The sequence below is a fragment of the Thermococcus gammatolerans EJ3 genome (genome assembly GCF_000022365.1).
Taxonomy (GTDB): domain Archaea; phylum Methanobacteriota_B; class Thermococci; order Thermococcales; family Thermococcaceae; genus Thermococcus; species Thermococcus gammatolerans.
Window position 1 is genome coordinate 209,177 of record NC_012804.1, and the last position, 23,792, is coordinate 232,968.

A 23,792-nucleotide genomic window follows, 5' to 3' on the forward strand; every position below is an offset into this window, starting at 1 on the left:
ACCAGAAACGAACAATTTTAAACAGGTTTTATCCGGATTAGGGGAGCGGAAGTCGTCTGCTCGATGTCCTGAAGAAAATTCGTTACATTAGATGATTAACATTGTTACAGAATGTTATGTTTTCGAAATAGTTGAAATTCATCTCCAGGGCTTTGAAATGACTTTGCTGAACAAAAACAGCCGTTAAAGGTTATTTTTCCTGAAATACAGTAGTTTGAGCATGATAATGGAAGAAAAAGGCTCAGAGTTTCCCGTTTTCCCTGAGCCACTCGCCGTACTTAACGAGGGCGTAGACGGCATCAACCGCGTCCTCGGTGGTCTCGTAGACGGGGATGCCCTTCTGCTCGATGTTCCTCGCCATCTTGTGCGGGAAGTCTCCACCGGGGGCAACGAAGACAATCGGCTTGCCGTAGGCCTTCATTCTCTCGACCGCGTCAATGATTCCCTCGTCAAGGGCCGGGCTCTGGAAGAGCGCGATGACGACGAGGACGTCAACGTTCGGGTCTTCGAGGGCGTAGCGCATAGCTATCTCGTACCTGCTCGACGGGGCGTCGCCTATGACGTCAATCGGGTTCTTGTAGGACATGTGAGCGGGAAGCTTTCCGGCCCTGACGTCCTCCTCGAACTTCTTCAGCGTCTCCTCGCTAAGTTCAGCCATCTTCAAACCGCGCTCGAGCAGGCCGTCGCTCATCATGACTCCTGCTCCACCGCCGTTGGTGACTATCGCAACGCGGTCGCCCTTGGCCGGCTTCTGCATAGCTAAGACCTTCGCGTAGTTGAAGAGCTGTCTCATCGTGGTCGCTTCCAGAACACCGCTCTGCTCAAAGGCCGCCCTGTAAATCGCGTATGAACCCGCGAGGGAACCAGTGTGGGAAGCTGCTGCCTTGGCACCGGCCTCGGTCCTTCCGCTCTTGAGAATCACGACGGGCTTCTTGAGGGTAACGCGCTTTGCCGTTTCGAGGAACTTCCTTCCGTCCTTGACGCCCTCAAGGTAGCCGGTTATAACGCCCGTCTTCTCGTCGTCGCCGAGGTAGTCCATGAAGTCGCTCTCGTCGAGGTCGGCCATGTTGCCGAGGCTGATGAACTTGCTCATTCCTATTTTCTCTCTGGCCGCCCAGTCGAGGATTGCAGCACCAAAGGCACCGCTCTGGCTCATGAAGGCAACCTTTCCGAAGGGCGGCCTCGCCTGCCTCTCCGGCGGGTTGAAGTTGCAGTCGAAGCCGTTCTCAAGGTTCGTGACGCCGAGACAGTTCGGACCGACAACGCGAATGCCCCACTTCCTCGCGCGCTTGAGAAGCTCCTCCTCGAGGTCGGCCCTTCCGGCCTCCTTAAAGCCCGCCGAAATGACTATCGCGCCCTTGACGCCCTTCTCACCGCACTCGTCTATAACATCCGGCACGAACTTGGCCGGAACCGCTATAACAGCGACGTCAACTTCGTCCGGAATTTCTTTGATGCTTCTGTAGACCTTGAACTTCTTCCCGTTGACCTCAATTTCACCGCCCTTGACGTTGACCGCGTAGACTTTGCCCTCAAACCGTAGAGTTATCGAGCGCATTATGGCGTTTCCAACCTTCCCGGGTACGTGGGAGGCACCTATGACAGCGACGCTCTTCGGGTAAAACAGGAAGTCGAGGCTCTCCATGATACCACCCCCTGAAGGCTTTTCGGAGGGCGTATATAAGCTTTCGCGTTATGGATATTTTATCCATTTATCGAACGGTACCGGTGGACTTGTTTATCTTTGTAAAATCCTGTCTTGCTCTATGGAGCAAAAGAGTTATATTGCCGAACGCTCATACAAACGTTAAAGCGTTTAAATTGGTGAGGGCAATGGCCAAGGTGAAGGTTATCACTGACCCAGATGTTATTAAGCTTATGCTCGAAGATACGAGGCGGAAGATCCTCTCCCTGCTGAGGAACAGGGAGATGACTATCTCGCAGCTCAGCGAGATCCTGGGAAAGACGCCCCAGACGATCTATCACCACATCGAGAAGCTCAAGGAGGCAGGGCTTGTTGAGGTCAAAAGAACGGAAATGAAAGGCAACCTCATCGAGAAGTACTACGGGAGAACCGCCGACGCCTTCTACATCAACCTCTACCTTGGCGATGAGGAGCTCCGCTACTTTGCCCGCTCGAGGCTCAAGACGAAGCTGGAGATCTTCAAGGCCCTCGGCTACGAGTTCGACGACGCCGAGCTCCTGAACGTTATGGACGAGCTTCTCAAAAAAGAGCACCAGTACAAGACCGAGATCTCCAGGGAGATAGAGGAGAACGAGGAGAAGCTCAAGGACTTCTCCAACGAGGATATAATCCACGCCATAGAGTGGCTCGCCATGGCGAAGATGGGCAGGGACGAAGAAGTTCTGGAGCTGCTTAAGAAACTTGGTGAGATCCTGAGGAAGTAGGGGATGCTTCATGGGTAAGGGGATAAGGCTTCTCGTCCTCGATGTTCTCAAGCCCCACCAGCCCATTGTTACGGAGCTGGCGCTCGGTTTGAGTGAGCTCGAGGGAGTCGAGGGGGTCAACATAACCCTCGTGGAGATAGACAAGGAGACTGAGAACGTTAAAATAACAGTCGTTGGAGACGACCTCGACTACGAAGAGATCGTCCAGACCATAGAGGAGTTCGGGGGGGTTGTCCACAGCATCGATATGGTCGCGGCCGGCAGGCGGATAGTTGAGGAAGAGGAAACCCCTCAGGACAAGCTGGAGGAGTAAAGGGGAAGTTTGCAATGAGGGAGGTTTTAATAATAACCGAGCCCTCGGTCGTTAAAATCCTGTCCGAGCCCACCCGGTTTTCCATTTTAAAGCTACTCCGTCAGAGGCCAATGAGTGTGAACGAACTCAGCGACGCCCTTGGAAAGGACAGGACGACCATATACCGGCACGTTAAGGTTCTGGAGAAAGCTGGCTTGGTGGAGGAGATTGAGGAGATAGGGAACGAGAAGGTTTACTCACGAACCGCGAGGATGTTCTTGATTAAGGTTGGGCCCGATGAAAGCATTGAGGAGTTCAGGCAGGCCTACCTTCAGGTAGAGGCGGAGAAGCTTGTACGCCTTCTTGAAAAAGCGGGCTTTGAGATCCAGGATCGAGAGAAGCTTAAACTCCTTGCGAAGGAAGTTCTCGACGAAATTGAAATCCGCTCTCAGCCGATAATAAAAAGGATCTCCGAGGCTAACGTTGAGTTGACCGAGGTTGAACTCTTTCACCTTCTCAATATGCTGGTCTTTCTCCAGAGTTGCGAACTCTGCGAAAAGGCAAAGGAGGCCAGGGCTCTCCTGCGGTTCTGATTTCTCAGTGATTCCGCACTTTTTGTGCTTGGCTATTTTTCCCATTGGATGTTCAGTTATATCCCTCAGTGAACAGGAACGACAAAACTTAAATATTTCACCATCGGTGATACATAATGGGGGTAGTCCCCGCACTGTCGCAGGGAGGTATGGAAATGAGGAGGTACACACGGGTTTTGATCCTTTTGATGGCTCTTTTCCTCCTAGCTGGTCTTTACTATCCTTCTGCAAGTGCCGCGAAATACTCCGAGCTTGAGCAGGGCGGAGTTATAATGCAGGCGTTCTACTGGGATGTTCCCGCTGGTGGTATCTGGTGGGACACAATACGGCAGAAGATACCCGAATGGTACGATGCCGGCATATCCGCGATCTGGATACCCCCCGCGAGCAAGGGCATGGGTGGAGCTTACTCAATGGGATACGATCCCTACGACTACTTTGATCTGGGCGAGTTCTACCAGAAAGGGACCGTTGAAACCCGCTTTGGATCCAAGGAAGAACTTGTCAATATGATCTCGACTGCCCACAGGTACGGCATCAAGGTCATAGCGGACATAGTGATAAACCACCGCGCAGGGGGAGACCTTGAATGGAACCCCTACGTTGGTGATTACACATGGACGGACTTTTCTCAAGTTGCTTCGGGTAAATACAAGGCCCACTACATGGACTTCCATCCAAACAACTACAGTACCTCCGATGAGGGAACCTTTGGAGGCTTTCCGGACATAGACCACCTCGTGCCTTTCAACAAGTACTGGCTCTGGGCGAGCGACGAGAGCTACGCCGCTTACCTCAGGAGCATTGGCGTTGACGCGTGGCGCTTTGACTACGTTAAGGGCTACGGCGCGTGGGTCGTCAAGGACTGGCTCAGCTGGTGGGGTGGATGGGCCGTCGGGGAGTACTGGGACACGGACGTCAATGCGCTCCTCAACTGGGCCTACGACAGCGGTGCCAAGGTCTTTGACTTTCCGCTCTACTACAAGATGGACGAGGCCTTTGACAACAAGAACATTCCCGCCCTCGTTTACGCCATTCAGAACGGTGGCACTGTGGTCAGCAGGGATCCATTCAAGGCCGTTACCTTCGTGGCGAACCACGACACAAACATAATCTGGAACAAGTACCCGGCCTACGCCTTCATCCTGACCTACGAAGGCCAGCCCGTCATCTTCTACCGCGACTACGAGGAGTGGCTCAACAAGGACAAACTTAACAACCTCATCTGGATCCATGAGCATCTGGCAGGAGGAAGTACCAAGATCCTCTACTACGACGACGATGAGCTCATATTCATGCGGGAAGGCTACGGCGACAGGCCCGGGCTCATAACCTACATCAACCTCGGCAGCGGCTGGGCCGAGAGGTGGGTGAACGTCGGCTCGAAGTTCGCCGGGTACACCATCCACGAATACACTGGAAACCTCGGTGGTTGGGTCGACAGGTACGTATACTATAACGGCTGGGTCAAGCTAACCGCTCCGCCTCACGATCCGGCAAACGGCTATTACGGCTACTCAGTGTGGAGCTATGCGGGAGTTGGATGATCCTACCTGGTACTTTCGTGCTAATTTTCCTTGAATTTTTATCAAGCTATTCTATCTTTTTATTCTCCCTAGGAACAGAGAGTAAGTAGTAAAGCTTAAATGCAACCATAGTATACATAGACATCAGCGTCATTACCCATAAACAACAAGTGGGTTTAGTGGGGATGGGGGGATGAACAAGCAATTGGTCTTTATCTTCACCCTGTTATCTTTTCTCATTTTGTCCACCCCTGCGGTTAAAGCAGACAAGGTAATGGCCAGTATGCACTGTATACCTACCTCCATTGAGCCGGGTGGTGCAGTAATTTGTGATATTGATTTCAAATTGCTTAACCCCAATGAAACTGCCACTCTCAAACTCAAAAAAGTATATCTCGAAGACAAGGAGATCTGGCCCAGGGGGCCATCTCGGGGAACCGTAATCGTTCCAAACTCTAAATTCCACCTTGGTCCCCATGACATAGAGGGCTCAATAGCGATAACACTTACTTTCAACAATGAAATGGCTGATTGCTATTTTGGGAAGCCTGTACTCGATGACTACAGAGACAAGTTTGGAGGCAGGACATACAAAATCACCGCGGTGGTTGACGGGATATCTACCCCTGTTTCCGCCCAAATAAAGATTAAAAACACAGGACTGTGGGATTCCTTTATCTGGGTCCTGGAGTATCTGATAGTGTTGATATACCTGATATCCATAGCTGTATCCCTTTCCACGAAGAATTTTCCAATTGGATCTCTTCTTTTGGTAGTTTTCTCAGGGTTTGTTGGGGTGAGTATAGCGAGAATTGCAAGTGGTCTCCAGTGGAACTTGAAATACGGATATTGGTCTCCCGACATCCCATCCATTGTTTTTCTAATTTCGATTGTACTGATCTCTGCTCTGGACTATAAGGAAGACAAAAAAAGCTGGAAGCTGATTTTATCGGGTCTCTTATGGCTCCTAATGGTAACAGCGGCAAAGTATGGCTCCAACGGTGATGTTCTTGCAATAGTGCTCTCATTGACCCTATGGGTGACAGTGGAGCTCGTGGGGATTACAGGTAAAAGAGTCAAAGCATACAAAAGGGAGTTGTCTTCCGTGGTAGTAGCTCCTTATTTGATACCGATATCATACCATCTCATGTTGAGTGTTTCATCGTTTGTCTTCTGGGTATCGTCATTTTTCATTTTCCTCGTTGCAATACTGTTTGTGAACGTGCTTTACCACTCCAACTACTCTTCCAAGCGCTATATAGTATTAATGTCTCCGGCCCTAGTCTTATTGTTTATGACAACCAATTCCCCTTACTTCTTGGCCTACGCTCTTCCCTTGCTGGGGATAACCTTTCTTTATGAAAGGTGGGATAATTAATTAAAACTCCTCCACCCATTTTATTGCCTTTGGCACTCTTTTCGCAAGCTCCAGCGCGGTGAAGTTTTCTCCGAACTCTTCCTTTACGATATCCCCGGCGAGGCCGTTTAGGAACGCCCCAACGGAGGCAGACCTCAGGGGGGAGTTTCCAAAGGCAAGCAAGGCTCCAACGAGGCCCGCCAGGACGTCGCCCGTTCCACCGGTAGTCATTCCGGTGTTGCCGGTTCTGTTGTACTTCCAGGTTTTTCCGTCGCTTATGACGTCGTAGGAACCCTTCAGAAGGATTACGCCTCCGATTTCTAGGGCCTTCTCTCTAACCAGTTCGGCCCGTTCCAGCAACCCCTCAGGGGGTTTGACACCGAATAAAATATTGAACTCTCCAGCGTGGGGAGTTAGGACGAAGGTTTTCCCTTCCAGAACGCCCAAGTCTTCGGCCACCGCTTTGAGACCGTCGGCGTCTATGACCATCGGTCTTTCACAGCGCTTTACGAACTCCCGCACGAATTCCTTTGTCTCTTTGGCGAGACCGATTCCGGGGCCGATGACGACGGCGTCCGCCTTTTCGGCAAGCCCAAGCAGGTCATTGATGTGCTCCGGCGAAAAGTTCTCACCCAGGAAGGGTCTGAGGATCAAGTCAGGGTCGCTTATCCTCTTCGCAGGTTCAGCAGGCATCGCGAGGTAAACGAGATCCACGAGATATGAGGCTGCCTTGGAGGCGAGGTAAGGTGCGCCGTAATAGCTTGAGCTTCCACCAACCACGAGCAGTTTTCCGTTCTGCCCCTTGTGTTTTCCTCTCTTCCTCAGCGTGAACTTCGCGTCTCCTGGCCCAACGAGATGATGGAGCTCCCTGGGATAGCCTATCTTCACTATAACGCGCTCGAAGTCCTTATATTCCTCCTTATCCCACTGGAATGTAACAGCGAAGTCGGCTTTGACGCGGACGTTGCTCGGATAACCGCTCGGCAGGTCAACGCTGACGAGTTTTGCCTTTCCCGCGTACTCGTTGATTTTCTCGATGGCCGAGCGTACTGGCTCCCTTGGTTCGCCCTTCGTGCCCGCCCCAAGAAGGGCGTCAACGATGACGTCGTAACCGCTCAGGTCGAGCTCTTTGATGTAGGCGGAGTCCTTGAGAACCTTAATTTCCACGAAGTCGAGCCTTTTGAGTATCTCCCAGTTGTGCCTGGCTTCCTCGCTCCTTATCTTGGCCTCGTCGCCCACCAGAAAAACCGTAACGTCGTTCTCGAAGCTTAGATGCCTCGCGGCAACGAAGCCGTCTCCACCGTTGTTCCCGGTTCCCGAGAAGACCGCAATCCTGAGGCCCCTTCCAAAGCGCTCCTCTATAACCCTTGCCACTCCAGCACCGGCGTTTTCCATGAGCTGGTAAGGTGTAATCCCAAGCCACTTGGCGTTTAGATCCCAGACGTAAACGTCCTCGATGCGCATGAGCACCACCCAAGAGAATATTTAGAAACTGGCGATAAAAACTTCACCCGTTGAGAACTTCCAGCGCTTTCCGATAGCTCTCTTCAGAGTACAGCACGAGGTAAACTTTCTCCACGCTTTTCGCTTCCTTTGAGAACTCCTCGACGGTCTCCCTGAAAGTCTTCACGACTTCCTCAAGCGGACAGCCGTAGATTCCGGCGCTTATCGCTGGGAAAGCAATGCTCTTAACGCCGAGCTCGTCGGCCTTTCTCAGGGCCCCGAGTATGGCCTTTCTGAGCTTATCTTTCCTGTCTTCATCCCAGGTCCCACCGCAGTAGGGGCCAACGGTGTGGATAACGTGGCGAATTCCATGTCTCTCGAGTCTCATAGCCGGCGTTACAACGACCTCGCCGTGCTCTATGTGGTCCTTTCCAAGCTGCTTCTTCATGGCCTCCTTGCTTATCCTGATGTACTCGGCAACGTTTCCGGCGGCGGCCTTGGCTATTGCGTATGCCACTCCACCACCGTGCTCGAGGTATTTGTTGGCGGCGTTCACTATGGCATCTGCCTGAAAGCGGGTTATGTCTCCTTTTACCACCTCAAACTCCATTGTCACTCCCTAAACAAGGTCGTTTTTCTTTCTTTAAATCCTTTCTCAATGGACACTTTTAGACATTAGGGCAATCGTTTCGACAAAAATCTATATATACCGCTTTGATCATAGATCAATATTGAGGCCCCACCGTGCCCCTAAAATAAGAGCGGAGGTTGTGATTGTGGCAAGGAAAAAGAGACTTGACAAGGATCTCATTGATCTCGCGATGGAGATAGGAGGCGAGGAGGCAGTTGAGATAGTCAAGGCTCTCGCAGAGCGAAAGGACGCGACCGACGAAGAGCTAGCGGAGAGTACCGGGATAAGGATAAACACCGTTCGGAAGGTTCTTTACACCCTCTATGATATGGGACTCGCCGATTTTAAGCGCATACGCGACAAAGAAACCGGCTGGTATTACTATTACTGGAACCTCGACCTCAGAAGGTTGCCCGATATCATACGGGCCAGAAAAATGGAGGAGCTTAAGAAGCTTAGGAAAATGCTCGAGGAGGAATCCGGGGAGATCTACTACTGGTGCGGCAATCCAGGACATCCAAGGCTGACTTTCGACGAGGCTATGGAGTACGAGTTTCAGTGTCCCATATGCGGAGAAATCCTGATGCAGTACGACAACAGTGAGATAATCGAGGATCTCAAGCGAAGGATCGAGGAGCTTGAGCTTGAACTCGGATTGAAGAAATCAAAGAAGGCCAAGAAATCTTCGCGGAAATCAGGGAAATCGTCGAGGAGCAAATCCAAGAAATCCTCAAAAACAACCTCCAAGGCAGAAGTCGTCGCGTGATTTAAAGCTCGAACGGTGTTGATGAACTTCGGGGATGGTGAAGATGGAAGAAGTGGTTATTCTTGAGAAGGTTTACGGGGACAGGAGCGGTTTTGACAAGCTCCACAGGAAGCTCCACTCCCTTCTGGGGGACTTGGAAGTTGAGTGGAAGCTATCAGCAACGACCAAGAACTGGGTTAAGGTTTCCCTGAGAGGGGAGGATGAGGAGATAAGCGCAAACCTCGTCAGAGAAGAGTTCGGTGAGGTGCCGTACAGCCTCAAGAACGTCGAGGTTGGGAAAACATACCGGGGGCGCTTCATAGACCTCGGCAAAGTCGGCTACGGCGTCTACGTTGACATAGGAATCTTCAAGCCGAAGCCCAAGGACGCTCTGATTCCGCTCTACTACCTCAAGAAAACCTTTGGAGACAAACCTGTGAGGCAAATGATTCGCGAGTTCGGCTGGATTGACAACCTTCCGGTTGAGGTTGAGGTGACGAACGTTGAGTTCGGCGCAAGGGAGGTTGAGCTGGCCTTCACAGAGAAACAGCTGAAAACCATTGAGCACTGGCTGAGTGACGGTTACGACAAGCTATTCATAACCGGGACGATAAGCGAGAGGGTCGAGGAAGCGCTCATCAAGACAGGCCACGGCAGGGACGTCAGGAGAATGGAGGAACTGGGCCTGATGGAGACGCTTCTCGTCCTCAAGAGGGGAACCCAGGCCCCGGGAATCATCAAGGCAATTGGTCCGCACCTGAAGGGAGCAGTTTTTGGCGCAATCAAGTTTTAGCTGGTTCTCTCTTTGGTATTACCTTCCCTGTGTCCCTCGAGTGAAAGACGAACCTGACGGACAAAACCGTAAGGGTTACTGCTGCGTAGGGGAGTAGGCGGGTACTTGAAATGGATCCAGTTAGGAAGATGAGGAGGAGGAACGTCAAAAACGGAGTTGGTCCCTTGCTGTTCCTCAGTGTCGTTACAATCGTTCTTGTCTTGAAGAGGAGGGCGTACAATACCAACATAATCGGCAAGAGGAGCTGCAATGCGACGGTTTTCCACTCAAAGGATTCTCTGGATCCGGTCCATATCAATCCCCTGCTGATGATAATACCGATGCCAAACAGGACGAGGGTTACGTAGATAATGTTCCTTCTCCTCCGGGGAAACATCATGATGAATGCCAGGGGCAGTACTGCGTTCCAGGGTTCTATAGCTATTGCCACCACGGTAAACATCGCAAGGGCTATTGTCTGGAGCAGCGATTTGAGAACTCTTGGGGAGAATACGAGCGAAGTCATTACCGAAATGGAGAGAACGAAAGCCGTTATTCCAATGAACTCGGGTTTTGGTGGATATACAATGCTCCTGAAGAACGGCGCTGAGAACAGCATGCCAAAGATAAGGAACCCGAGCTCACGGGAGCGGCGGGGGGCTGAGTAATGAAGGGCGGTCACGAGAATGAGGAGCAGGAAGAGGTAGAGATAAAACGCCGTTTCCACTGGGATCGAACGTTGAATCCCGATCCTGTTGTACAAATCTCGAATAACGGCCAGAAATGAGCTCATATCCGGAACTCCTGAGTTCACAATCCATATCGTGATAGTTGAGACTGAGAGGAGGTAGAAGATGTGTGCATACTCACCCGATCCCTCCAGATGAAGGGTAACGAGGACAACGGTCGTGAGGGCCGCTCCTAGGAAGAGGGCGAGTCTGATGGGGGAAAACGTCACTCCCTGCGACCTCATGTGAAAAGTGCCTTCCGCTGAGACTGGATTCATGAGTAAGAGTGCCGTTACAAGGCCTATCAGGATCACTATTAACGCCGCCTCGGTGCTCTTTCTCATTTGATCCCCTAGGGCAATAGGGATAATTCATTAAAAACTTAATGTAGCCTGGTCCAGCGCGGCCCCATCGCAACGGTCCCCGCCGGCCTGAGCCGCGCTCTAAAAAAGAATAGGTATGGGAATTTAAAAATCACTCGGATCACTCGGTTTTCTCCTGCTCCTCGCTTTCGCCCTTGAGCTCCTCAAGTTTCTTTACGAGCTTCTCTGCTATCTCCATGAAGGCCTTTGCCGCTGGGGTGTCGCCGTAGAGGACTATCGGGATTCCGGCGTCGCTTGCTTCCCTTGCCTTGAGGTCAATGGGGACTTCACCAAGGAAGTCAACTCCCTCCTTCTCGGCCAGCTTTTTGCCACCACCTTTACCGAAGAGGTCGATCTCGTTGCCGCAGTGGGGGCAGATGAGGTAGCTCATGTTCTCAATTACAGCTATGTAAGGCACTTCCATTTTCTTCATCATGTTTACTGCCTTGCCCGTATCGAGCAGGGCAACTTCCTGTGGCGTAGTGACTATAACCGCTGCATCGAGCTGGACGTTCTGAACGACTGTGAGAATCTCATCGCCCGTTCCAGGCGGGAAGTCAATGATCATGAAGTCGAGCTCGCCCCACTTGACATCGCCGAGGAGCTGTTTGATGGCCTTTGTAACGAGGGGACCGCGCCAGATTACCGGCTGATCCTCGCCGACGAGAAAGCCCATGCTCATAACCTTGATCGGTGTTATCTGACCGAGAAAGTCGTTCATCGGTGGGAGCATCTCGAAGCGACCGTCTTCCATGCGCTCCGCCAAAACATCGGCCTTCTCAACGCCCAGCATCTTGGCGACGTTCGGTCCGTGTATGTCGGCATCGAGCAGGCCAACGTGATAACCTTTCTTTGCGAGGGCAGCTGCCAAGTTTACCGCGACGGTACTCTTTCCAACGCCGCCCTTACCGCTCAGAACTGCTATCTTGTACTTCCACTTTTTCTGCTTCTCCTTTATCCTCTCGGTGAGGGGGTCCGCACCGAGACCTCCGACGTTGAGCGTTGGAGTCTTGATCGTCATTTCATACCACCAGCTCAGGTTGATTTTTAGACTTAAAAAGCTTTGTCCAGGAAAGTGACAGTAGTGGTCAAAAATGGGTAAAATCAGCGCATCTCAAAGCCTTCAAGAGCCTTTTTCACCTCTTCCACGCTCGCCTCGTCTTCGAGCGTCGAGAGGTCGCCGAGGCCCTTTCCACTGGCGAGGGCCTTTAGAACCCTGCGCATTATCTTCCCGCTCCTCGTCTTCGGCAGTTTGTTAACGAAGAACACTTCCGCTGGGGCCGCTATTGGGCCGAGGGTTTCCCTGACGTAGTCTATGAGCTCCTTCTTCAGGCCCTCACTCGGGACGACGTTCTCCTTGAGGATTACGAAGGCAACTGGCACCTCACCCTTAATCTCGTCTGGCCTGCCGATTACCGCCGCTTCTGCAACGGCTGGGTGGAGAACCAATGCATGCTCTATCTCGGCCGTTCCAATCCTGTGACCCGAAACGTTCAGCACCTCGTCGGCCCTGCCGAATATCCAGAAGTAGCCCTCATCGTCCTTCATCGCATAATCCGCGGGGTAGTAAATCCAGATTCCCTCATCGGGCTTGCTGAACCTCTGCCAATAAGTTCTTATGTAGCGCTCATCGTCGCCCCAGATTCCGAGGAGCATCCCTGGCCAGGGCTTCTTTATCACGAGATAGCCGCGCTCGTTCGGCTCTGCAGGGCTTCCATCGGCCCTGAGAACGTCCGCATCGACGCCGAGGCCGGGGAACGTCGCGGAGCCTGGCTTCAGCGGGGGCAACTGTAGCCCGGCGGAGGGGTAAATCATGTAGCCACCGGTCTCGGTTTGCCACCAGGTGTCGATTATCGGGCACCTTCCACCGCCCACGACCTCGTAGTACCACTTCCAGGCCCTTGGATTTATCGGCTCGCCGACCGAACCGAGGAGCCTTAAACTTGAGAGGTCGTGCTTCTTCACCCACTCGTCCCCGTAGCGCATGAGCATCCTGATGGCTGTTGGCGCGGTGTAGAATATCGTCACCCCGTGCTTCTCTATCAGCTCCCAGGGCCTGTCTGGCTTTGGATAGTTGAGAGCTCCCTCGTACATCATCACGGTCAGGCCGAGGGTTAAAGGCCCGTAGACGAGGTAACTGTGGCCCGTAATCCAGCCGACGTCGGCGGTGTTCCAGAAGAGGTCGCTCTCGGTTATCCCCCAAGCCCACTGCATGGTCTTGGCCACGTAGACGAGGTAGCCGCCTGTGGAGTGAACGATACCCTTGGGCTTTCCGGTTGTTCCGCTCGTGTATAGGATGAACAGCGGGTGGTTGCTCTCAACGGGGACGGGCTCAACGTACTTATCCGCCCCCTCAAGGAGGTTATGCCAGTCGTAGTCCCTGCCCTCGACCATGTTGACGCCGTTCTCTTCCCTCCTGAGGACGACGACGCTCTCAACGCTCGGCGTTTCGAGAAGGGCCCTGTCAACTATCTCCTTGAGGTTGAGCTTCTTACCGCGCCTGTAGAGGTAATCTGCCGTGATAACCACCTTTGCCCTTGCGTCGTTGATTCTCGTTGCTAAGGCTTCCGCCGAGAAGCCCGAGAAGACGACGCTGTGAATCGCCCCTATTCTCGCGCTGGCGAGCATTGCTATGACGACCTCTGGAACGAGGGGCATGTAGATGACGACCCTGTCGCCCTTTCCTACGCCGAGGTTTTTCAGAGCGGAAGCAAAGCGGTTAACCTCGCGGTAGAGCTCGTAGTAGGTCAGCGTTCTCGTCTCACCGCGCTCGCTCTCCCAGATTATCGCGGCGCGGTTTCTCTTTCCTGCCTTAACGTGCCTGTCGAGGGCGTTGTAGCTCGCGTTGAGCTGGCCCCCGACGAACCAGCGGAAGAAGGGCGCCTTTGAGTCATCAAGAACCCTGTCCCAGGTCTTGAACCAGTCAAGTACCTTCGCCTGCTCGGCCCAGAACTCCTCGATGTTCTCTATGGACTTCCTGTGCTCCTCCCTGAAGGCCCGCAACGGTAGGTACCTTTCTTTGAGGAATCCCTCGCCTATCTGCATTCAATCACCCCCGTTTCTCAAAAATGAGAATTAGGAAGCCTTAAAATTCTTTCGTTGATTGTCAAAATGATAAACGACAAAAGCCGAAAAATAGTTAGGAGGGTCTAATTAGCCAAAAGCCGAAAATAGAATAGCCATTTGTCGAAAACCTCTAATGAGAGGCCCATTTTAACAAAAAATCACCAAAGAATTCCGAAAAAGTTCGGCAGAGATTTACAAAAACGTGTAAAAACATGAAAAAGACAACGTCAAAGTGTCAAATGCTTTTCGAATGTGTTCATCCGTTGATTATCCTCCAGAGCTCCTCTATCTGCGCTATCGGTTCAACTTCCCTGCCCTTCAAGCTGTTGAGTATGAAGTTCTGGTCGAAGGGAATCACCACGTCGGGTTTAACTGGCAGATCCTCCTCGACGCCTGGCAAAGCTTTGTTAAGAACAAGGACGTGTTTCAATCCGAGACCCTCGCTTAGCGCTTTTATTTTCTTCGACAGCTCTATGGACTCGGCCGATGGCTCTGCGACGTCGATGACAACGTCAACGTACCTGTCAACGCCCCTACCGAAGTGCTCTATGCCGGCCTCGGTGTCAACGATGATGATCTCGTTATCCTTCAGCTTTATGCCCTCGAGGAGCTTTCTGACAAGGAATCCATAGGGGCAGGCGCAACCTTCCTCCGCCTCTTCAATCTTCCCTATCGTAAGGACTGCGAGGTTGCCCTTCCTGGCCAAAATCTCCGCTGGGATATCGTCGAGCGTCCAGTCGAAGAGCTCCTCGTCGAGTTCTCCCTGACCCTCAGCTGCCATGAGGATTTTGGCCCTCTTCTTTCCTCCGAGGTGTTCAGCCAAAGTTTTCACCTTCGGAAGGCCGAGCATCCTGTAGAGGCCGGGGTTTGACTCGTCGGCGTCTATGATGAGGACATGGTAGCCCCTCTCGGCCAGGTACTTTCCGAGCATCGCGCTTATCGTGCTCTTTCCGCATCCGCCTTTACCGCTCACGAGCACTTTCATGGTATCACCAAAATTGGAATCAGTAACACGTTTTTAATTTTTTGGAAAAGGCCTGAATGGGAGAGCGATCACACAAGTTCTCTTCCCGTTCCGGTCATCACGAGCTTTCCGTGCTTAACTCCCTTGAGGCTCAACAACCTGTCGGCTATCTCCTTTATTCTCTTCGCCTTTCCCTTCACGATGACGACTTCGAGGCAGTTGTGCTCGTCCATGTGGACGTGGATGCTCGAAACTATTTCATCGAGGTAGTCGTGCTGCAGATCGAGGAGTTCCTTGACGACATCGGCCTCATCGTGGTTGTAGAGCATCGTTATAGTCCCCGCGACTTCCGCATCGCCCACTTCCCACTCGTGTCGTACTATGAAGTCCCTGATGAGATCCCTTATTGCCTCGCTCCTGTTTACGTACCCCTTCTCCTCGATTATCCTGTCGAACTTCTCGAGGAGCTCCTCGGGTATGGACACACCGAACCTTACGACGCCCATATTACCACCCTCACCTCAGGTTTGAAACTTCACCCTTTTTAAGGTAACACTCCAATGCTATCTTGGTGATACCATGCACGAGTGGGCGCTGGCTGATGCCATAGTTAGGACAGTCCTGGACTACGCCCAGAGGGAGGGGGCAAAGAGGGTAAAGGCCGTTAGAGTAGTTCTCGGCGAACTCCAGGACGTTGCAGAAGATATCGTGAAGTTCGCTATGGAGCAGATGTTCGCGGGGACGATTGCCGAGGGGGCCGAGATAATCTTCGAGGAGGAAGAGGCCGTCTTCAAGTGCCGCAACTGCGGGCACACCTGGAAGCTCAAGGAGGTCAAGGACCGCTTCGACGAGCGCATAAAGGAGGACATCCACTTCATTCCTGAGGTCGTTCACGCCTTCCTTGCCTGCCCGAAGTGCGGAAGCCACGACTTTGAGGTCGTCCAGGGTAGGGGCGTTTACGTGGCTGGAATAATGATTGAGAAGGAGGGAGAGGCATGATCGACCCGCGCGAGATAGCGATAAATGCGAGGCTTGAGAAGGTCAAGAGGATAATCCCCGTCGTCAGCGGAAAGGGCGGCGTTGGAAAATCGCTCGTCTCGACGACCCTCGCTTTGGCCCTGGCCGAGAAGGGTCATAGGGTCGGTCTGCTCGACCTCGACTTTCACGGGGCAAGTGACCACGTGATTCTCGGCTTCGAGCCGAAGGAGTTCCCGGAGGAGGACAGGGGCGTCGTCCCGCCTACCGTTCACGGGATAAAGTTCATGACGATAGCCTACTACACCGAGGACAGGCCGACACCGCTCCGCGGTAAGGAAATCAGCGACGCCCTCATCGAACTCCTGACGATAACGCGCTGGGATGAGCTCGACTACCTCGTCATTGACATGCCACCTGGACTCGGCGACCAGCTGTTGGATGTCCTCCGCTTCCTCAAGAGGGGTGAGTTCCTGGTCGTTGCAACCCCGTCGAAGCTCGCCCTCAACGTCGTGGAAAAGCTCATCCAGCTCCTTCTTGAGGAGAATCACAAAGTCCTCGGCGTCGTTGAGAACATGAAGCTCGATGAGGAGGAAGACGTCAAGAAGCTCGCAGAGCGCCACAACGTCCCATACCTTGTCGGCATACCGTTCTACCCAGAGCTTGACGCAAAGGTCGGCAACGTCGAGGAGCTCATGAAGACGGAGTTCGCGGAGAAGATAAGGGAGCTTGCTGAGAAGCTGTGATTTCTCTTCTTTTGTTCCAATGTTTTATTTTTGCCAGTTAACTCCAGAAAGTTCACGCATAAAGTTTTAACCGAGAAGGAAAGTTTAGCCTATGAGACGAGAGACCCGAACACTATTACTCCTTACCTTTCTCTCACCTTTCTTGGCCGAAGTTCTCGGTGGTTCAACACATCCGCTCCAGCTGGTGGTTCAACCACTCTCTTTTCCTTTCCTCTGGCTCTTCTACGGTTCTGGCGTTCTCCTGATTCGCGAAGCGTGGGTGAGGTTCGGTGGTGGACAGGCTGGACTCATGCTCTTAGGCGCCCTCTACGGCGTCGTCGAGGAAGGAGTTATAATCCGTTCATGGTTCGACCCAGACTGGCCTGACCTCGGAGCTCTCAGAGACTACGGCAGGGTCTTCGGCGTGAACGCGAGCTGGGCCGTTCTCCTGACAATCTACCACACCACGATGAGCATAGCTATTCCAATTTTGGTAGTGGAACTGCTCTATCCCGAACTTCGCGGAAAGTCTCTCATTGGAAAACGAGGAGTCCTACTGACCACACTCGCTTTCTGCGCCTCGGCCTTTGCCTTCGCACACCTCACCAGCTATGTCCCTTCCCCTGCGCAGTATTCAGTGGCCCTCTTCTCTGCTCTCGCGCTCTTACTTCTCGCCAGAAAGTTTGGGAGCATTGATGTTCCCTTCACACCAGCGCATCCATTTATCCTTGGCTTTCTTTCGGGAGCAATGATTTTCACGAGCCTTGCATTCCTCCCCAAGGCCCTTCCACCGCTCGCAACCAGCACAGTTGGAACGCTCGCCCTCGTCCTGTTCTTCGCTTCCCTTAACGGGGACGAGAAAAGGGCCGTACTCGGCTTTTTGGCGTTCTGGTTGATAATCTATGATATCCTGCTCGAGCTTGTTGGTGTCATCGGTGAGGCGATACTCGGCCCGCTGAGCTACGTTTTCCTCTTCAGACGTCTAGGCGCGGTAGATCGGGCCAGCACAGACCAACACCAAGCCGAGCGGTGATAAAGGTCATCTTTTAAATTCTGCCTCCAATCAAAAACTAGAGACCAAAGAGCCTTCTTATTGAGTGCTAAATTCTTTTTGATATGGCCTGCAATGAGAAACGCTGATTTTGTTATCTCAAAAACATGAAGTACTTCTTCATTTCAACAACAAAGCGGTTAAAATTTTAAGGCCGAAGAATGAATTCATGGGGAAGTTCTGGGGTGAAAATATGAACCTCGAAGAACTCTTCCAGAATGCAAAAAGAGTTGTCATATGTGGAATCGGGAACGACATCAGGGGAGATGACGCCTTCGGCGTTCTGGTCGCGGAGAGGCTGAAGGAGTTGCTCGACAACCCCGACGTCCTCGTGCTGAACTGCGGGGAGGTTCCGGAGAACTACACTGGTAAGATAGCGAACTTTAAGCCCGACCTGGTGGTTTTCGTGGATGCTGTTGATTTCGGCGGTGAAGTCGGCGAGTACATCACAGCCGACCCGGAGGGAACGCTCGGCGAGGCAATATCGACGCACGGCCTTCCGCTGAAGTTCGTAACCCAGTTCATGAAGACGATGGTCAAGGCGGAGTTCGTGCTCATAGGCTGTCAGCCTGGTTCGACGGGCCTCTTCCAGGAGCCGAGCGAGCTGATAAAGAAGCGCGCCGAGAGATTAGCGGAACTGCTGGCGGGGATTCTAAAAAGGGAATAAGAACCTAAAAGACAAGCAGGGATTGGTTTCTCTTCCTTTTGGACACCAACCGAGGGAGTATTACCTAAGAGTCGGGTTATTGCCTCCGCAGTTCGCCCTTCATTTTCAAGTACTCCTCCCTGCTCAGCGGGAAGCTCTTGGCGGAGGCAAGGAAAGAGTTCACAAGCCTCACCTGCTGTTTGAAGACCTCATCGGGGTTCTCCTTCAGTCTCTTCACGTAAAGCCTGATGAATGCGAGCCTCTCTTCCAAATCGCGCTTAGAACGGAACTTCAACACCGAGCCTCCCCGCATAGTCATTGAGCGCCCTCCAGTCAATTTTCTCTTTGAACAGCTCGTAGAGGAAGAAAGCATCTTCTAAGTCCTTGTCAGTGCCGAGGTAGAGCTTGTACGCTATCTGGAGTTCTATTGGAGATATGTAAATCACCCGCCCGTTGAACCAGACGGGAATCCTCTTTTCGAGCGCCTCCCTGTGGAAGGCATCCTTGGGAAACTTTATTTCGGCGTTTGGGATTATCTCACCCTTTCTGACCATCCGTATTCCAAGCCTGCCGGCAAGCATTTCGTACAGACCCTCACAGGCTTCGGGATTGAGAAACTCAAAGCCAGCTTTCTGCGCGTCTTCGCACATGGAAATGAACTCCTCTTGGGGGAGTGGTTCTATAACGACATCGACATCCTCGGTGCCCCTCGAGCGGCCGAAAAGAATGGTAACGTATCCACTGACTATAACGTAGCGGACGTGTCTCTCAAGAACATCTATGACATCAAATACAAATTTATCCAGCTCGCTGAGCTCGCGATTGAGTACTATTTTCTTCTCCGTAATCTCAATGTCCATGGTCCCACCATGAATCTTTGGAAGCTTTTTTATTTATCCCTTGTGCAATTTTCCCAAATCCTCCCTCGTGTTCACGTTGAAGAAGCTCTCGCGCCACTCCTCGGGGAGGGACTCTATCGGGAGGTAGCAGGGATTGACCTCACGGATTGCCCTGTTGAGGGCGTAGTTTCCGGCTTTTATCTTCTCCTCAAGGACTTCGCGGAAAGCGCTGGAATAAGCGGCGTGAAGGGGTTCGAGGTAGCCGTTCTCCCACCTCGGCACGCAGGCAGTTTTTCCGCTCTTCTTGAATTCGGATATGATGAAATCAACGAACTCGGGGACGAGGAGGGGCATGTCGCCGGCAACGACGAAGGCATCGCCGAGGCTTAGGGCCGTGTAAACTCCTCCCATCGGGCCTATCAGCAGGTTATCAACGACCACGCGGTAGCCGAGCTTTTCCAGTTTCTCCGCGTTGTCCTTTGAAGCAACTAAGATTATCTCGTCTATCTTTTTAGCGGTTTCAAGCCTCTCGATGGTGTAAAGAATCAAAGGCTTGCCGTTGATTCTGTAGAGTAGCTTGTCGCCCCCGAACCGCTTTCCCCTTCCGCCCGCCAAGACAGCTCCGATCATTCTTTCCTCTCCTCGTCGACTTGGATGTACTCGATGGTGCTGATGTACTTCACGTAGTCCATCGCCTTCTTAGGGTTCAGCATGTCGTTCATGAGGTTCTGGAAGTAGTTATCCTTATCGTAGGCGACCTCGTAGTTCACCACAACGTCGAGGTAGCCCGAGTGGAAGTTCTCAGCTTCCTCGCGCGTGTAGAGCTCGAAGGAGACGTGGTAGCCGTACTTCTCCTCTATCGGGTCGCGGATGTTCTCCACGAAGTCCGCCATGCGGTTCATCTTCACAGGGTCGTAGGGTTTGTCTATGACGACGACAACGTCTATCTCTGGAAAGTCCGGGTCGCGGAGGTGCCTCCCGTAGAAGACTATCGAGAGAAGGTTGTCCCCGTAGAACTCCTTGACCCTCTTTATCAACTCCTCCTTGGCCATCTTTAGCTTTGCCTCGTTCATCTCACCACCACCTGAGAAAAGTCCTGGAAAAATAAAAGTTTAATCGAAGGTCGGCTGGTAGCGGTACTCGATGTGGAGCTTGCTCTCGGAGTCGAGCTTTTCAGCCGCTTCAAGCAGGACCTTCCTGTCCTTCTCGGGCAACTCTTTAATCGGGAGCCTCAGCACGTCTCTGACTTCAATGTCGAAGGCCCTCGTGTTCTCGTCTATTCCGAGAGCGGACTTTATGAGCTTCACGGCCTCTTCGCTCAGCTCGCCCTCCTCCTCGATGATTAGCAGGTCGCCTGCGTAGTGGCCCGTAATCCTGGCCGAATACTCGGGGTAGTCCTCGTACTTGAAGCGGTAGAGCTTCCAGGGCATCTCAGACACCCGCCGTCACGGGGTACTTCTTCCTGAGGGCCTCTCCGAGAGAGTGATACTCGTCGTACAGCCTCCAGAACTCGTTTTCGAGGAAGCGCATGGCGACCTTTACCCTGGAGTCCTTCTCCTTGAGGAAGTATCCCGTGACGAGGTCGTGGAGCTTCTCCCTCGGGTTCTCATCCTCGAAGGCCTTCTCGACCAACGCCATGAAGTCGTTGAGAACCGCTTCCCTGTCGTAGTAGCCTATGACGCGCCTGAGCTCCTCGCGAAGGGTGAGCCAGTAGCGGAGCGGTATCGGCCTGTCGGGGATTCTGAACTCGACCTCGTTCTCTTTGCTCGGTGTCTCCTTCGGCGGGAGCGCAATCCAGTATTCGCCCTTCATCTTCTTCTCCTTGATGCCGAGGAGCTGGGCCACGCCGTAGAGTATCTCCTCCGGACTCGGCGGACAGCCGGGGATGTACATGTCTATCGGCACTATCATCTCCGGCCCACCGCTCCTGAGCCTGTCTCTTCCGCGCTGGGGGGAGGTGTTGTAGAGGGCGTAGCTGTTGTAGAAGATTCCACCGCTCGAGGCGCACGTACCCACGGCAACCACTATCCTCGGCTTGGGGGGCATAGCCTCGTAGGCCTTCTTGAGCGCTATCCTCGTTTGCCTTGTAAGCGGACCGGTGATGAAGAGCGCATCCGCGTGCCTCGGGTTGGGGACGACCTTGACACCGAGCCTCTCGAGGTCGTAGTAGGGGCTGAGTACATCGAGCACCTCGATGTCACAGCCGTTACATGAGCCCGCATCAACGTGATAGACCCAGACCGACTTGAGCCTTCTTCCCATCACTCCTCACCCCCCTTCTTCACGAGTATGAACGCTGGATATGCGTTGCCCTCGGTTTCCCTGAGCTTCTCGACGGTCTTGCGCATCTTTGCCTCCTGGGTCAGGCCGATTCTGTCTTCAAGGGCGTACATATCGATGATTTCCTTGGGCAGAATCGCCTTAACGTACTCAATCTGCCTCTCTGTGAAGTCGAGGTACTCACCACACTCCTCGCAGTAGGCCAGCTTGTGCTCCACTACTTCAACGAGGTCCTCCTTGTTGTCGGTTGCTATCTCGAAGATGTTAGTCGGTTCCATAGCTCCAGTCGGGCAGACCTCAACACAGCGGTGGCACCTTATACATCTCGCCGCGTTGAAGGTGAGCCTCTTAACGCCGTGCTCCTTGTCCCACTCGAGGATTAGGGCATCGGGCGGGCAGGCGTTGACACAGGCTCCACAGCCTATGCACTTCTCGGGGTTGATGTGCGGGATTCCCCTGTACTCGGGTGGCTTCTCGATATCAATAAAAGGATAGGGGGTGGTGACAGGGGCCTTCTTGCTGAACTTCTCGACTTCGAAGCGGTTCCACTTCTTGAGCTTCTCGGTGTAGGAGAGGCTCTCGGCCATCAGAACACCCCCCTGTACTTGATTGAGAGCTCGTTGAACTCGGCCTCGGTCAGAACCTTCACCTTGCCCGTCTCGACGTCAACGAACTGAACCCTCTCTGTACAGGAGTAGCACGGGTCAATGCTCGCTATGATGAGCGGTGCGTCTGCGACGTGATAGCCCTTGAGCATCTCCGGCACAGCTGGCAGGTTGTTGTAGGTCGGAGCTCTAACCTTCCAGCGGTAGACCTTGTTCTTCTCGCCGGTCATGACGTAGTGGACGACCTCACCGCGGTGGGCCTCGGTGAATCCTAACGCCTCTTCATACTCGGGTAAATCGCCAATCGGAACCATTATGTCTCCGCCGGGCATCTGGTCGATGAGCTGTTCCACTATCCAGAGGCTCTCAAAGAGCTCGTCCATCCTGACGAGAACCCTGGCCAGAACATCGCCCTCCTTGTAAACCGGAACCTTGAAGTCGACCTCGTTGTAGGCCATCGCGGTCTTCGTCGCCTGGTCGAGCCTCGTGTCAATCCTCCTTCCGCTCGCGCGAGCGGTCGGTCCGAGGACGGAGTAGGCCTTGGCGACCTTGTAGGGCAGGATTCCGACTCCCTCGGCGCGCTTGATGAAGGTGTTGGTGTTCAGGGCGATGTCAAGGAACTTCTTGGTCTCCTCGCGTATCTGCTTGACGACCTTGAGAATCTCCTCCTTGCGGTAGTCGAGAATGTCCCTTCTAACTCCACCGACGATGTTCATTCCGTACTGCTTCCTGTTTCCGGTGAGCCTCTCAACGAGCCACATGACCGGCTCACGGATTCTCCACGCGTGCATAAAGCCCGTGTCGTAGCCGACGAGGTGGGCGGCAATGCCTACCCAGAGCAGGTGGTTGTGAATCCTCTCCAGCTCGAGCATCAGCGTCCTTATGTAGCGCGCCCTGTCGGGTATGTCCACGTCAGCCAAGCGCTCGACCGCCATAGCGTAGCTGACGGAGTGCTGGTAGCCACAGATTCCGCAGATTCTCTCGGCGAGGAAGAGAACCTGGTTGTAGGTGAGCCTTCCCTCACCGGTCTTCTCTATTCCGCGGTGGGAGTAGAAGCCGCGGTAGTCAACGTCAACTATCTCCTCGCCCTTGACGAAGAGCCTGAAGTGGGCCGGCTCCTCTATGCCCGCGTGAACGGGACCCATCGGGACGAGCGTCGTTCCTTCCGGTGTCTCTCTGTACTCCGTCTTCACCTCGGCCATCGGCGAGTGCCTGTAGTCCATGTCCTTCCTGAGCGGGTAAACTCCCTCTGGCCAGTCCTCAGGAAGGATGAGCCTCCTCGGGTCTGGGTGGCCAACTGGGTTGAAGCCGAGCAGGTCCTTGACTTCCCTCTCTATCCAGAGCGCCGCGGGGAGCTTTGCTGCCACGCTCGGGAAGCTCGGGTCGTCGGCGGGCATGTAGGCCTTGAGGAAGACCCAGTAGTTCTCGTCCATGTTCTGCGGTTCAACCTGGACGTTGAGGAAGGGCATGTAGACGAACTTGCCGTTGAGTGGCCTCTCGTCGGTTCCGACGGCGGTTGAAAGGTGTGTCTCCTTGAACTCAGGGTGGTTGTGCCACCAGAGGACCGCATCCGGAAGAACTTCCCTGTCAATGACAAACATGTACTGCCCGTAGGTCATCCTCTTGCACTCTCTAATATGCTCTTTGAAGGCCTCGTAAAACTCCTTCAGGCCCTTTCTCTCGGTAAGAATTGTCTCGACATCAGCCTTCCTGCAGTGGCCGTTTTCGCAGGCCCTGCACTCAAACTCGAAGTGAGCCTCCAAATCCCTCGTCGTTACCATAT

Annotated in this window: 27 protein-coding genes; 11 read left to right on the forward strand and 16 right to left on the reverse strand. The window is 53.2% G+C overall.

Going from position 1 to position 23,792, the window contains the following annotated elements; translation table 11 throughout:
• Positions 1–241: 241 nt before the first annotated feature.
• Positions 242–1,645 carry an acetate--CoA ligase family protein gene (locus tag TGAM_RS01105; RefSeq protein WP_015857840.1) on the reverse strand — a complete coding sequence of 468 codons (1,404 nt, stop codon included), beginning with the start codon at positions 1,643–1,645 and terminating at the stop codon, positions 242–244.
• 188 nt (positions 1,646–1,833) lie between these two features.
• Between TGAM_RS01105 and TGAM_RS01110 the strand changes: the two genes are divergently transcribed.
• From TGAM_RS01110 to TGAM_RS01130, 5 genes are all read left to right on the forward strand, one after another.
• Complete coding sequence (locus tag TGAM_RS01110; protein ID WP_048810982.1) at positions 1,834–2,409, forward strand: winged helix-turn-helix domain-containing protein; 576 nt, start codon at positions 1,834–1,836, stop codon at positions 2,407–2,409.
• Between the two features lie 10 nt (positions 2,410–2,419).
• Positions 2,420–2,722: a DUF211 domain-containing protein gene (locus TGAM_RS01115; protein WP_014122897.1), complete on the forward strand. Its 303-nt coding sequence runs from the start codon at positions 2,420–2,422 to the stop codon at positions 2,720–2,722.
• A gap of 14 nt (positions 2,723–2,736) precedes the next feature.
• A complete protein-coding gene (locus TGAM_RS01120; protein WP_015857842.1) occupies positions 2,737–3,294 on the forward strand; it encodes an ArsR/SmtB family transcription factor in 558 nt (185 codons plus the stop codon).
• Between the two features lie 116 nt (positions 3,295–3,410).
• A complete protein-coding gene (locus TGAM_RS01125; RefSeq protein WP_015857843.1) occupies positions 3,411–4,841 on the forward strand; it encodes an alpha-amylase in 1,431 nt (476 codons plus the stop codon).
• 172 nt (positions 4,842–5,013) lie between these two features.
• Positions 5,014–6,198: a hypothetical protein gene (locus tag TGAM_RS01130; protein WP_015857844.1), complete on the forward strand. Its 1,185-nt coding sequence runs from the start codon at positions 5,014–5,016 to the stop codon at positions 6,196–6,198.
• Here the strand turns inward: TGAM_RS01130 and TGAM_RS01135 are convergent, their stop codons facing one another.
• Positions 6,199–7,641 carry a bifunctional ADP-dependent NAD(P)H-hydrate dehydratase/NAD(P)H-hydrate epimerase gene (locus TGAM_RS01135; RefSeq protein ID WP_048810984.1) on the reverse strand — a complete coding sequence of 481 codons (1,443 nt, stop codon included), beginning with the start codon at positions 7,639–7,641 and terminating at the stop codon, positions 6,199–6,201.
• A 43-nt stretch (positions 7,642–7,684) separates the two neighbouring features.
• Complete coding sequence (locus TGAM_RS01140) at positions 7,685–8,230, reverse strand: [protein ADP-ribosylglutamate] hydrolase (RefSeq protein WP_048810985.1); 546 nt, start codon at positions 8,228–8,230, stop codon at positions 7,685–7,687.
• 166 nt (positions 8,231–8,396) lie between these two features.
• Between TGAM_RS01140 and tfe the strand changes: the two genes are divergently transcribed.
• Positions 8,397–9,017 (forward strand): transcription factor E, encoded by a 621-nt coding sequence (gene tfe / locus TGAM_RS01145; RefSeq protein WP_238516227.1) that lies wholly within the window; start codon positions 8,397–8,399, stop codon positions 9,015–9,017.
• Positions 9,018–9,060: 43 nt separating this feature from the next.
• Positions 9,061–9,789: a DUF2110 family protein gene (locus tag TGAM_RS01150; RefSeq protein ID WP_015857848.1), complete on the forward strand. Its 729-nt coding sequence runs from the start codon at positions 9,061–9,063 to the stop codon at positions 9,787–9,789.
• Here the strand turns inward: TGAM_RS01150 and TGAM_RS01155 are convergent.
• From TGAM_RS01155 to nikR, 5 genes are all read right to left on the reverse strand, one after another.
• Positions 9,779–10,840: a hypothetical protein gene (locus TGAM_RS01155; RefSeq protein WP_015857849.1), complete on the reverse strand. Its 1,062-nt coding sequence runs from the start codon at positions 10,838–10,840 to the stop codon at positions 9,779–9,781. The two genes, TGAM_RS01150 and TGAM_RS01155, sit on opposite strands and share 11 nt — an antisense overlap.
• A 139-nt stretch (positions 10,841–10,979) precedes the next feature.
• Positions 10,980–11,879 carry an Mrp/NBP35 family ATP-binding protein gene (locus tag TGAM_RS01160; RefSeq protein ID WP_015857850.1) on the reverse strand — a complete coding sequence of 300 codons (900 nt, stop codon included), beginning with the start codon at positions 11,877–11,879 and terminating at the stop codon, positions 10,980–10,982.
• Between the two features lie 83 nt (positions 11,880–11,962).
• The gene (gene acs / locus TGAM_RS01165) at positions 11,963–13,903 is read right to left on the reverse strand and encodes an acetate--CoA ligase (RefSeq protein WP_015857851.1); all 1,941 of its coding nucleotides are present in this window, start codon (positions 13,901–13,903) and stop codon (positions 11,963–11,965) included.
• Positions 13,904–14,180: 277 nt separating this feature from the next.
• On the reverse strand, positions 14,181–14,909 hold the full coding sequence (locus TGAM_RS01170) for an ATP-binding protein (protein ID WP_015857852.1): 729 nt from the start codon (positions 14,907–14,909) through the stop codon (positions 14,181–14,183).
• A 68-nt stretch (positions 14,910–14,977) separates the two neighbouring features.
• Positions 14,978–15,394, reverse strand: a complete 417-nt coding sequence (nikR, locus tag TGAM_RS01175; RefSeq protein ID WP_015857853.1) for a nickel-responsive transcriptional regulator NikR — start codon at positions 15,392–15,394, stop codon at positions 14,978–14,980.
• 73 nt (positions 15,395–15,467) lie between these two features.
• Between nikR and hypA the strand changes: the two genes are divergently transcribed.
• From hypA to TGAM_RS01195, 4 genes are all read left to right on the forward strand, one after another.
• A complete protein-coding gene (hypA, locus tag TGAM_RS01180) occupies positions 15,468–15,887 on the forward strand; it encodes a hydrogenase nickel incorporation protein HypA (RefSeq protein ID WP_015857854.1) in 420 nt (139 codons plus the stop codon).
• A complete protein-coding gene (locus tag TGAM_RS01185; RefSeq protein ID WP_015857855.1) occupies positions 15,884–16,609 on the forward strand; it encodes an Mrp/NBP35 family ATP-binding protein in 726 nt (241 codons plus the stop codon). Before hypA ends, TGAM_RS01185 begins: the two co-directional genes overlap by 4 nt.
• Positions 16,610–16,700: 91 nt before the next feature.
• Positions 16,701–17,621, forward strand: coding sequence for a hypothetical protein (locus TGAM_RS01190; RefSeq protein ID WP_015857856.1), 921 nt, complete (start codon positions 16,701–16,703; stop codon positions 17,619–17,621).
• 211 nt (positions 17,622–17,832) lie between these two features.
• Complete coding sequence (locus TGAM_RS01195; RefSeq protein WP_015857857.1) at positions 17,833–18,306, forward strand: hydrogenase 3 maturation endopeptidase HyCI; 474 nt, start codon at positions 17,833–17,835, stop codon at positions 18,304–18,306.
• A 76-nt stretch (positions 18,307–18,382) separates the two neighbouring features.
• Here TGAM_RS01195 and TGAM_RS01200 read toward each other — a convergent pair whose 3' ends face one another.
• The 8 genes from TGAM_RS01200 to TGAM_RS01235 are packed head-to-tail and all read right to left on the reverse strand — an operon-like array spanning position 18,383 to position 23,790.
• Positions 18,383–18,583: a hypothetical protein gene (locus TGAM_RS01200; RefSeq protein WP_238516228.1), complete on the reverse strand. Its 201-nt coding sequence runs from the start codon at positions 18,581–18,583 to the stop codon at positions 18,383–18,385.
• Positions 18,564–19,145: a hypothetical protein gene (locus TGAM_RS01205; protein ID WP_015857859.1), complete on the reverse strand. Its 582-nt coding sequence runs from the start codon at positions 19,143–19,145 to the stop codon at positions 18,564–18,566. Before TGAM_RS01205 ends, TGAM_RS01200 begins: the two co-directional genes overlap by 20 nt.
• Before the next feature lie 33 nt (positions 19,146–19,178).
• Complete coding sequence (gene mobA / locus TGAM_RS01210) at positions 19,179–19,754, reverse strand: molybdenum cofactor guanylyltransferase MobA (RefSeq protein ID WP_015857860.1); 576 nt, start codon at positions 19,752–19,754, stop codon at positions 19,179–19,181.
• Complete coding sequence (locus TGAM_RS01215) at positions 19,751–20,197, reverse strand: hypothetical protein (protein ID WP_015857861.1); 447 nt, start codon at positions 20,195–20,197, stop codon at positions 19,751–19,753. The genes mobA and TGAM_RS01215 overlap by 4 nt, the downstream gene beginning before the upstream one ends.
• A gap of 39 nt (positions 20,198–20,236) precedes the next feature.
• Positions 20,237–20,554 (reverse strand): hypothetical protein, encoded by a 318-nt coding sequence (locus TGAM_RS01220; RefSeq protein ID WP_048810988.1) that lies wholly within the window; start codon positions 20,552–20,554, stop codon positions 20,237–20,239.
• Between the two features lies 1 nt (position 20,555).
• Positions 20,556–21,386, reverse strand: coding sequence for an NADH-quinone oxidoreductase subunit B family protein (locus TGAM_RS01225; RefSeq protein ID WP_048810989.1), 831 nt, complete (start codon positions 21,384–21,386; stop codon positions 20,556–20,558).
• Positions 21,386–21,991, reverse strand: a complete 606-nt coding sequence (locus TGAM_RS01230) for a 4Fe-4S dicluster domain-containing protein (protein ID WP_015857864.1) — start codon at positions 21,989–21,991, stop codon at positions 21,386–21,388. The genes TGAM_RS01225 and TGAM_RS01230 overlap by 1 nt, the downstream gene beginning before the upstream one ends.
• Entirely contained in the window at positions 21,991–23,790 is a 1,800-nt protein-coding gene (locus TGAM_RS01235; RefSeq protein WP_048810990.1) for a hydrogenase large subunit, read from the reverse strand. Before TGAM_RS01235 ends, TGAM_RS01230 begins: the two co-directional genes overlap by 1 nt.
• Between the last annotated feature and the right edge of the window lie 2 nt (positions 23,791–23,792).

What these genes read in the sequence shown, in the direction of transcription:
- TGAM_RS01235 (WP_048810990.1), bottom strand. Translation starts at nt 23,790, where the DNA reads ATGGTAACGACGAGGGATTTGGAGGCTCACTTCGAGTTTGAGTGCAGG.
- TGAM_RS01195 (WP_015857857.1), top strand. Translation starts at nt 17,833, where the DNA reads ATGAACCTCGAAGAACTCTTCCAGAATGCAAAAAGAGTTGTCATATGT.
- TGAM_RS01220 (WP_048810988.1), bottom strand. Translation starts at nt 20,554, where the DNA reads ATGCCCTGGAAGCTCTACCGCTTCAAGTACGAGGACTACCCCGAGTAT.
- TGAM_RS01125 (WP_015857843.1), top strand. Translation starts at nt 3,411, where the DNA reads ATGGGGGTAGTCCCCGCACTGTCGCAGGGAGGTATGGAAATGAGGAGG.
- TGAM_RS01135 (WP_048810984.1), bottom strand. Translation starts at nt 7,641, where the DNA reads ATGCGCATCGAGGACGTTTACGTCTGGGATCTAAACGCCAAGTGGCTT.
- mobA (WP_015857860.1), bottom strand. Translation starts at nt 19,754, where the DNA reads ATGATCGGAGCTGTCTTGGCGGGCGGAAGGGGAAAGCGGTTCGGGGGC.
- TGAM_RS01215 (WP_015857861.1), bottom strand. Translation starts at nt 20,197, where the DNA reads ATGAACGAGGCAAAGCTAAAGATGGCCAAGGAGGAGTTGATAAAGAGG.
- TGAM_RS01160 (WP_015857850.1), bottom strand. Translation starts at nt 11,879, where the DNA reads ATGACGATCAAGACTCCAACGCTCAACGTCGGAGGTCTCGGTGCGGAC.
- TGAM_RS01230 (WP_015857864.1), bottom strand. Translation starts at nt 21,991, where the DNA reads ATGGCCGAGAGCCTCTCCTACACCGAGAAGCTCAAGAAGTGGAACCGC.
- hypA (WP_015857854.1), top strand. Translation starts at nt 15,468, where the DNA reads ATGCACGAGTGGGCGCTGGCTGATGCCATAGTTAGGACAGTCCTGGAC.
- TGAM_RS01185 (WP_015857855.1), top strand. Translation starts at nt 15,884, where the DNA reads ATGATCGACCCGCGCGAGATAGCGATAAATGCGAGGCTTGAGAAGGTC.
- TGAM_RS01120 (WP_015857842.1), top strand. Translation starts at nt 2,737, where the DNA reads ATGAGGGAGGTTTTAATAATAACCGAGCCCTCGGTCGTTAAAATCCTG.
- acs (WP_015857851.1), bottom strand. Translation starts at nt 13,903, where the DNA reads ATGCAGATAGGCGAGGGATTCCTCAAAGAAAGGTACCTACCGTTGCGG.
- TGAM_RS01150 (WP_015857848.1), top strand. Translation starts at nt 9,061, where the DNA reads ATGGAAGAAGTGGTTATTCTTGAGAAGGTTTACGGGGACAGGAGCGGT.
- TGAM_RS01115 (WP_014122897.1), top strand. Translation starts at nt 2,420, where the DNA reads ATGGGTAAGGGGATAAGGCTTCTCGTCCTCGATGTTCTCAAGCCCCAC.
- TGAM_RS01190 (WP_015857856.1), top strand. Translation starts at nt 16,701, where the DNA reads ATGAGACGAGAGACCCGAACACTATTACTCCTTACCTTTCTCTCACCT.
- nikR (WP_015857853.1), bottom strand. Translation starts at nt 15,394, where the DNA reads ATGGGCGTCGTAAGGTTCGGTGTGTCCATACCCGAGGAGCTCCTCGAG.
- TGAM_RS01225 (WP_048810989.1), bottom strand. Translation starts at nt 21,386, where the DNA reads ATGGGAAGAAGGCTCAAGTCGGTCTGGGTCTATCACGTTGATGCGGGC.
- TGAM_RS01205 (WP_015857859.1), bottom strand. Translation starts at nt 19,145, where the DNA reads ATGGACATTGAGATTACGGAGAAGAAAATAGTACTCAATCGCGAGCTC.
- TGAM_RS01110 (WP_048810982.1), top strand. Translation starts at nt 1,834, where the DNA reads ATGGCCAAGGTGAAGGTTATCACTGACCCAGATGTTATTAAGCTTATG.
- TGAM_RS01130 (WP_015857844.1), top strand. Translation starts at nt 5,014, where the DNA reads ATGAACAAGCAATTGGTCTTTATCTTCACCCTGTTATCTTTTCTCATT.
- TGAM_RS01140 (WP_048810985.1), bottom strand. Translation starts at nt 8,230, where the DNA reads ATGGAGTTTGAGGTGGTAAAAGGAGACATAACCCGCTTTCAGGCAGAT.
- TGAM_RS01155 (WP_015857849.1), bottom strand. Translation starts at nt 10,840, where the DNA reads ATGAGAAAGAGCACCGAGGCGGCGTTAATAGTGATCCTGATAGGCCTT.
- TGAM_RS01170 (WP_015857852.1), bottom strand. Translation starts at nt 14,909, where the DNA reads ATGAAAGTGCTCGTGAGCGGTAAAGGCGGATGCGGAAAGAGCACGATA.
- TGAM_RS01105 (WP_015857840.1), bottom strand. Translation starts at nt 1,645, where the DNA reads ATGGAGAGCCTCGACTTCCTGTTTTACCCGAAGAGCGTCGCTGTCATA.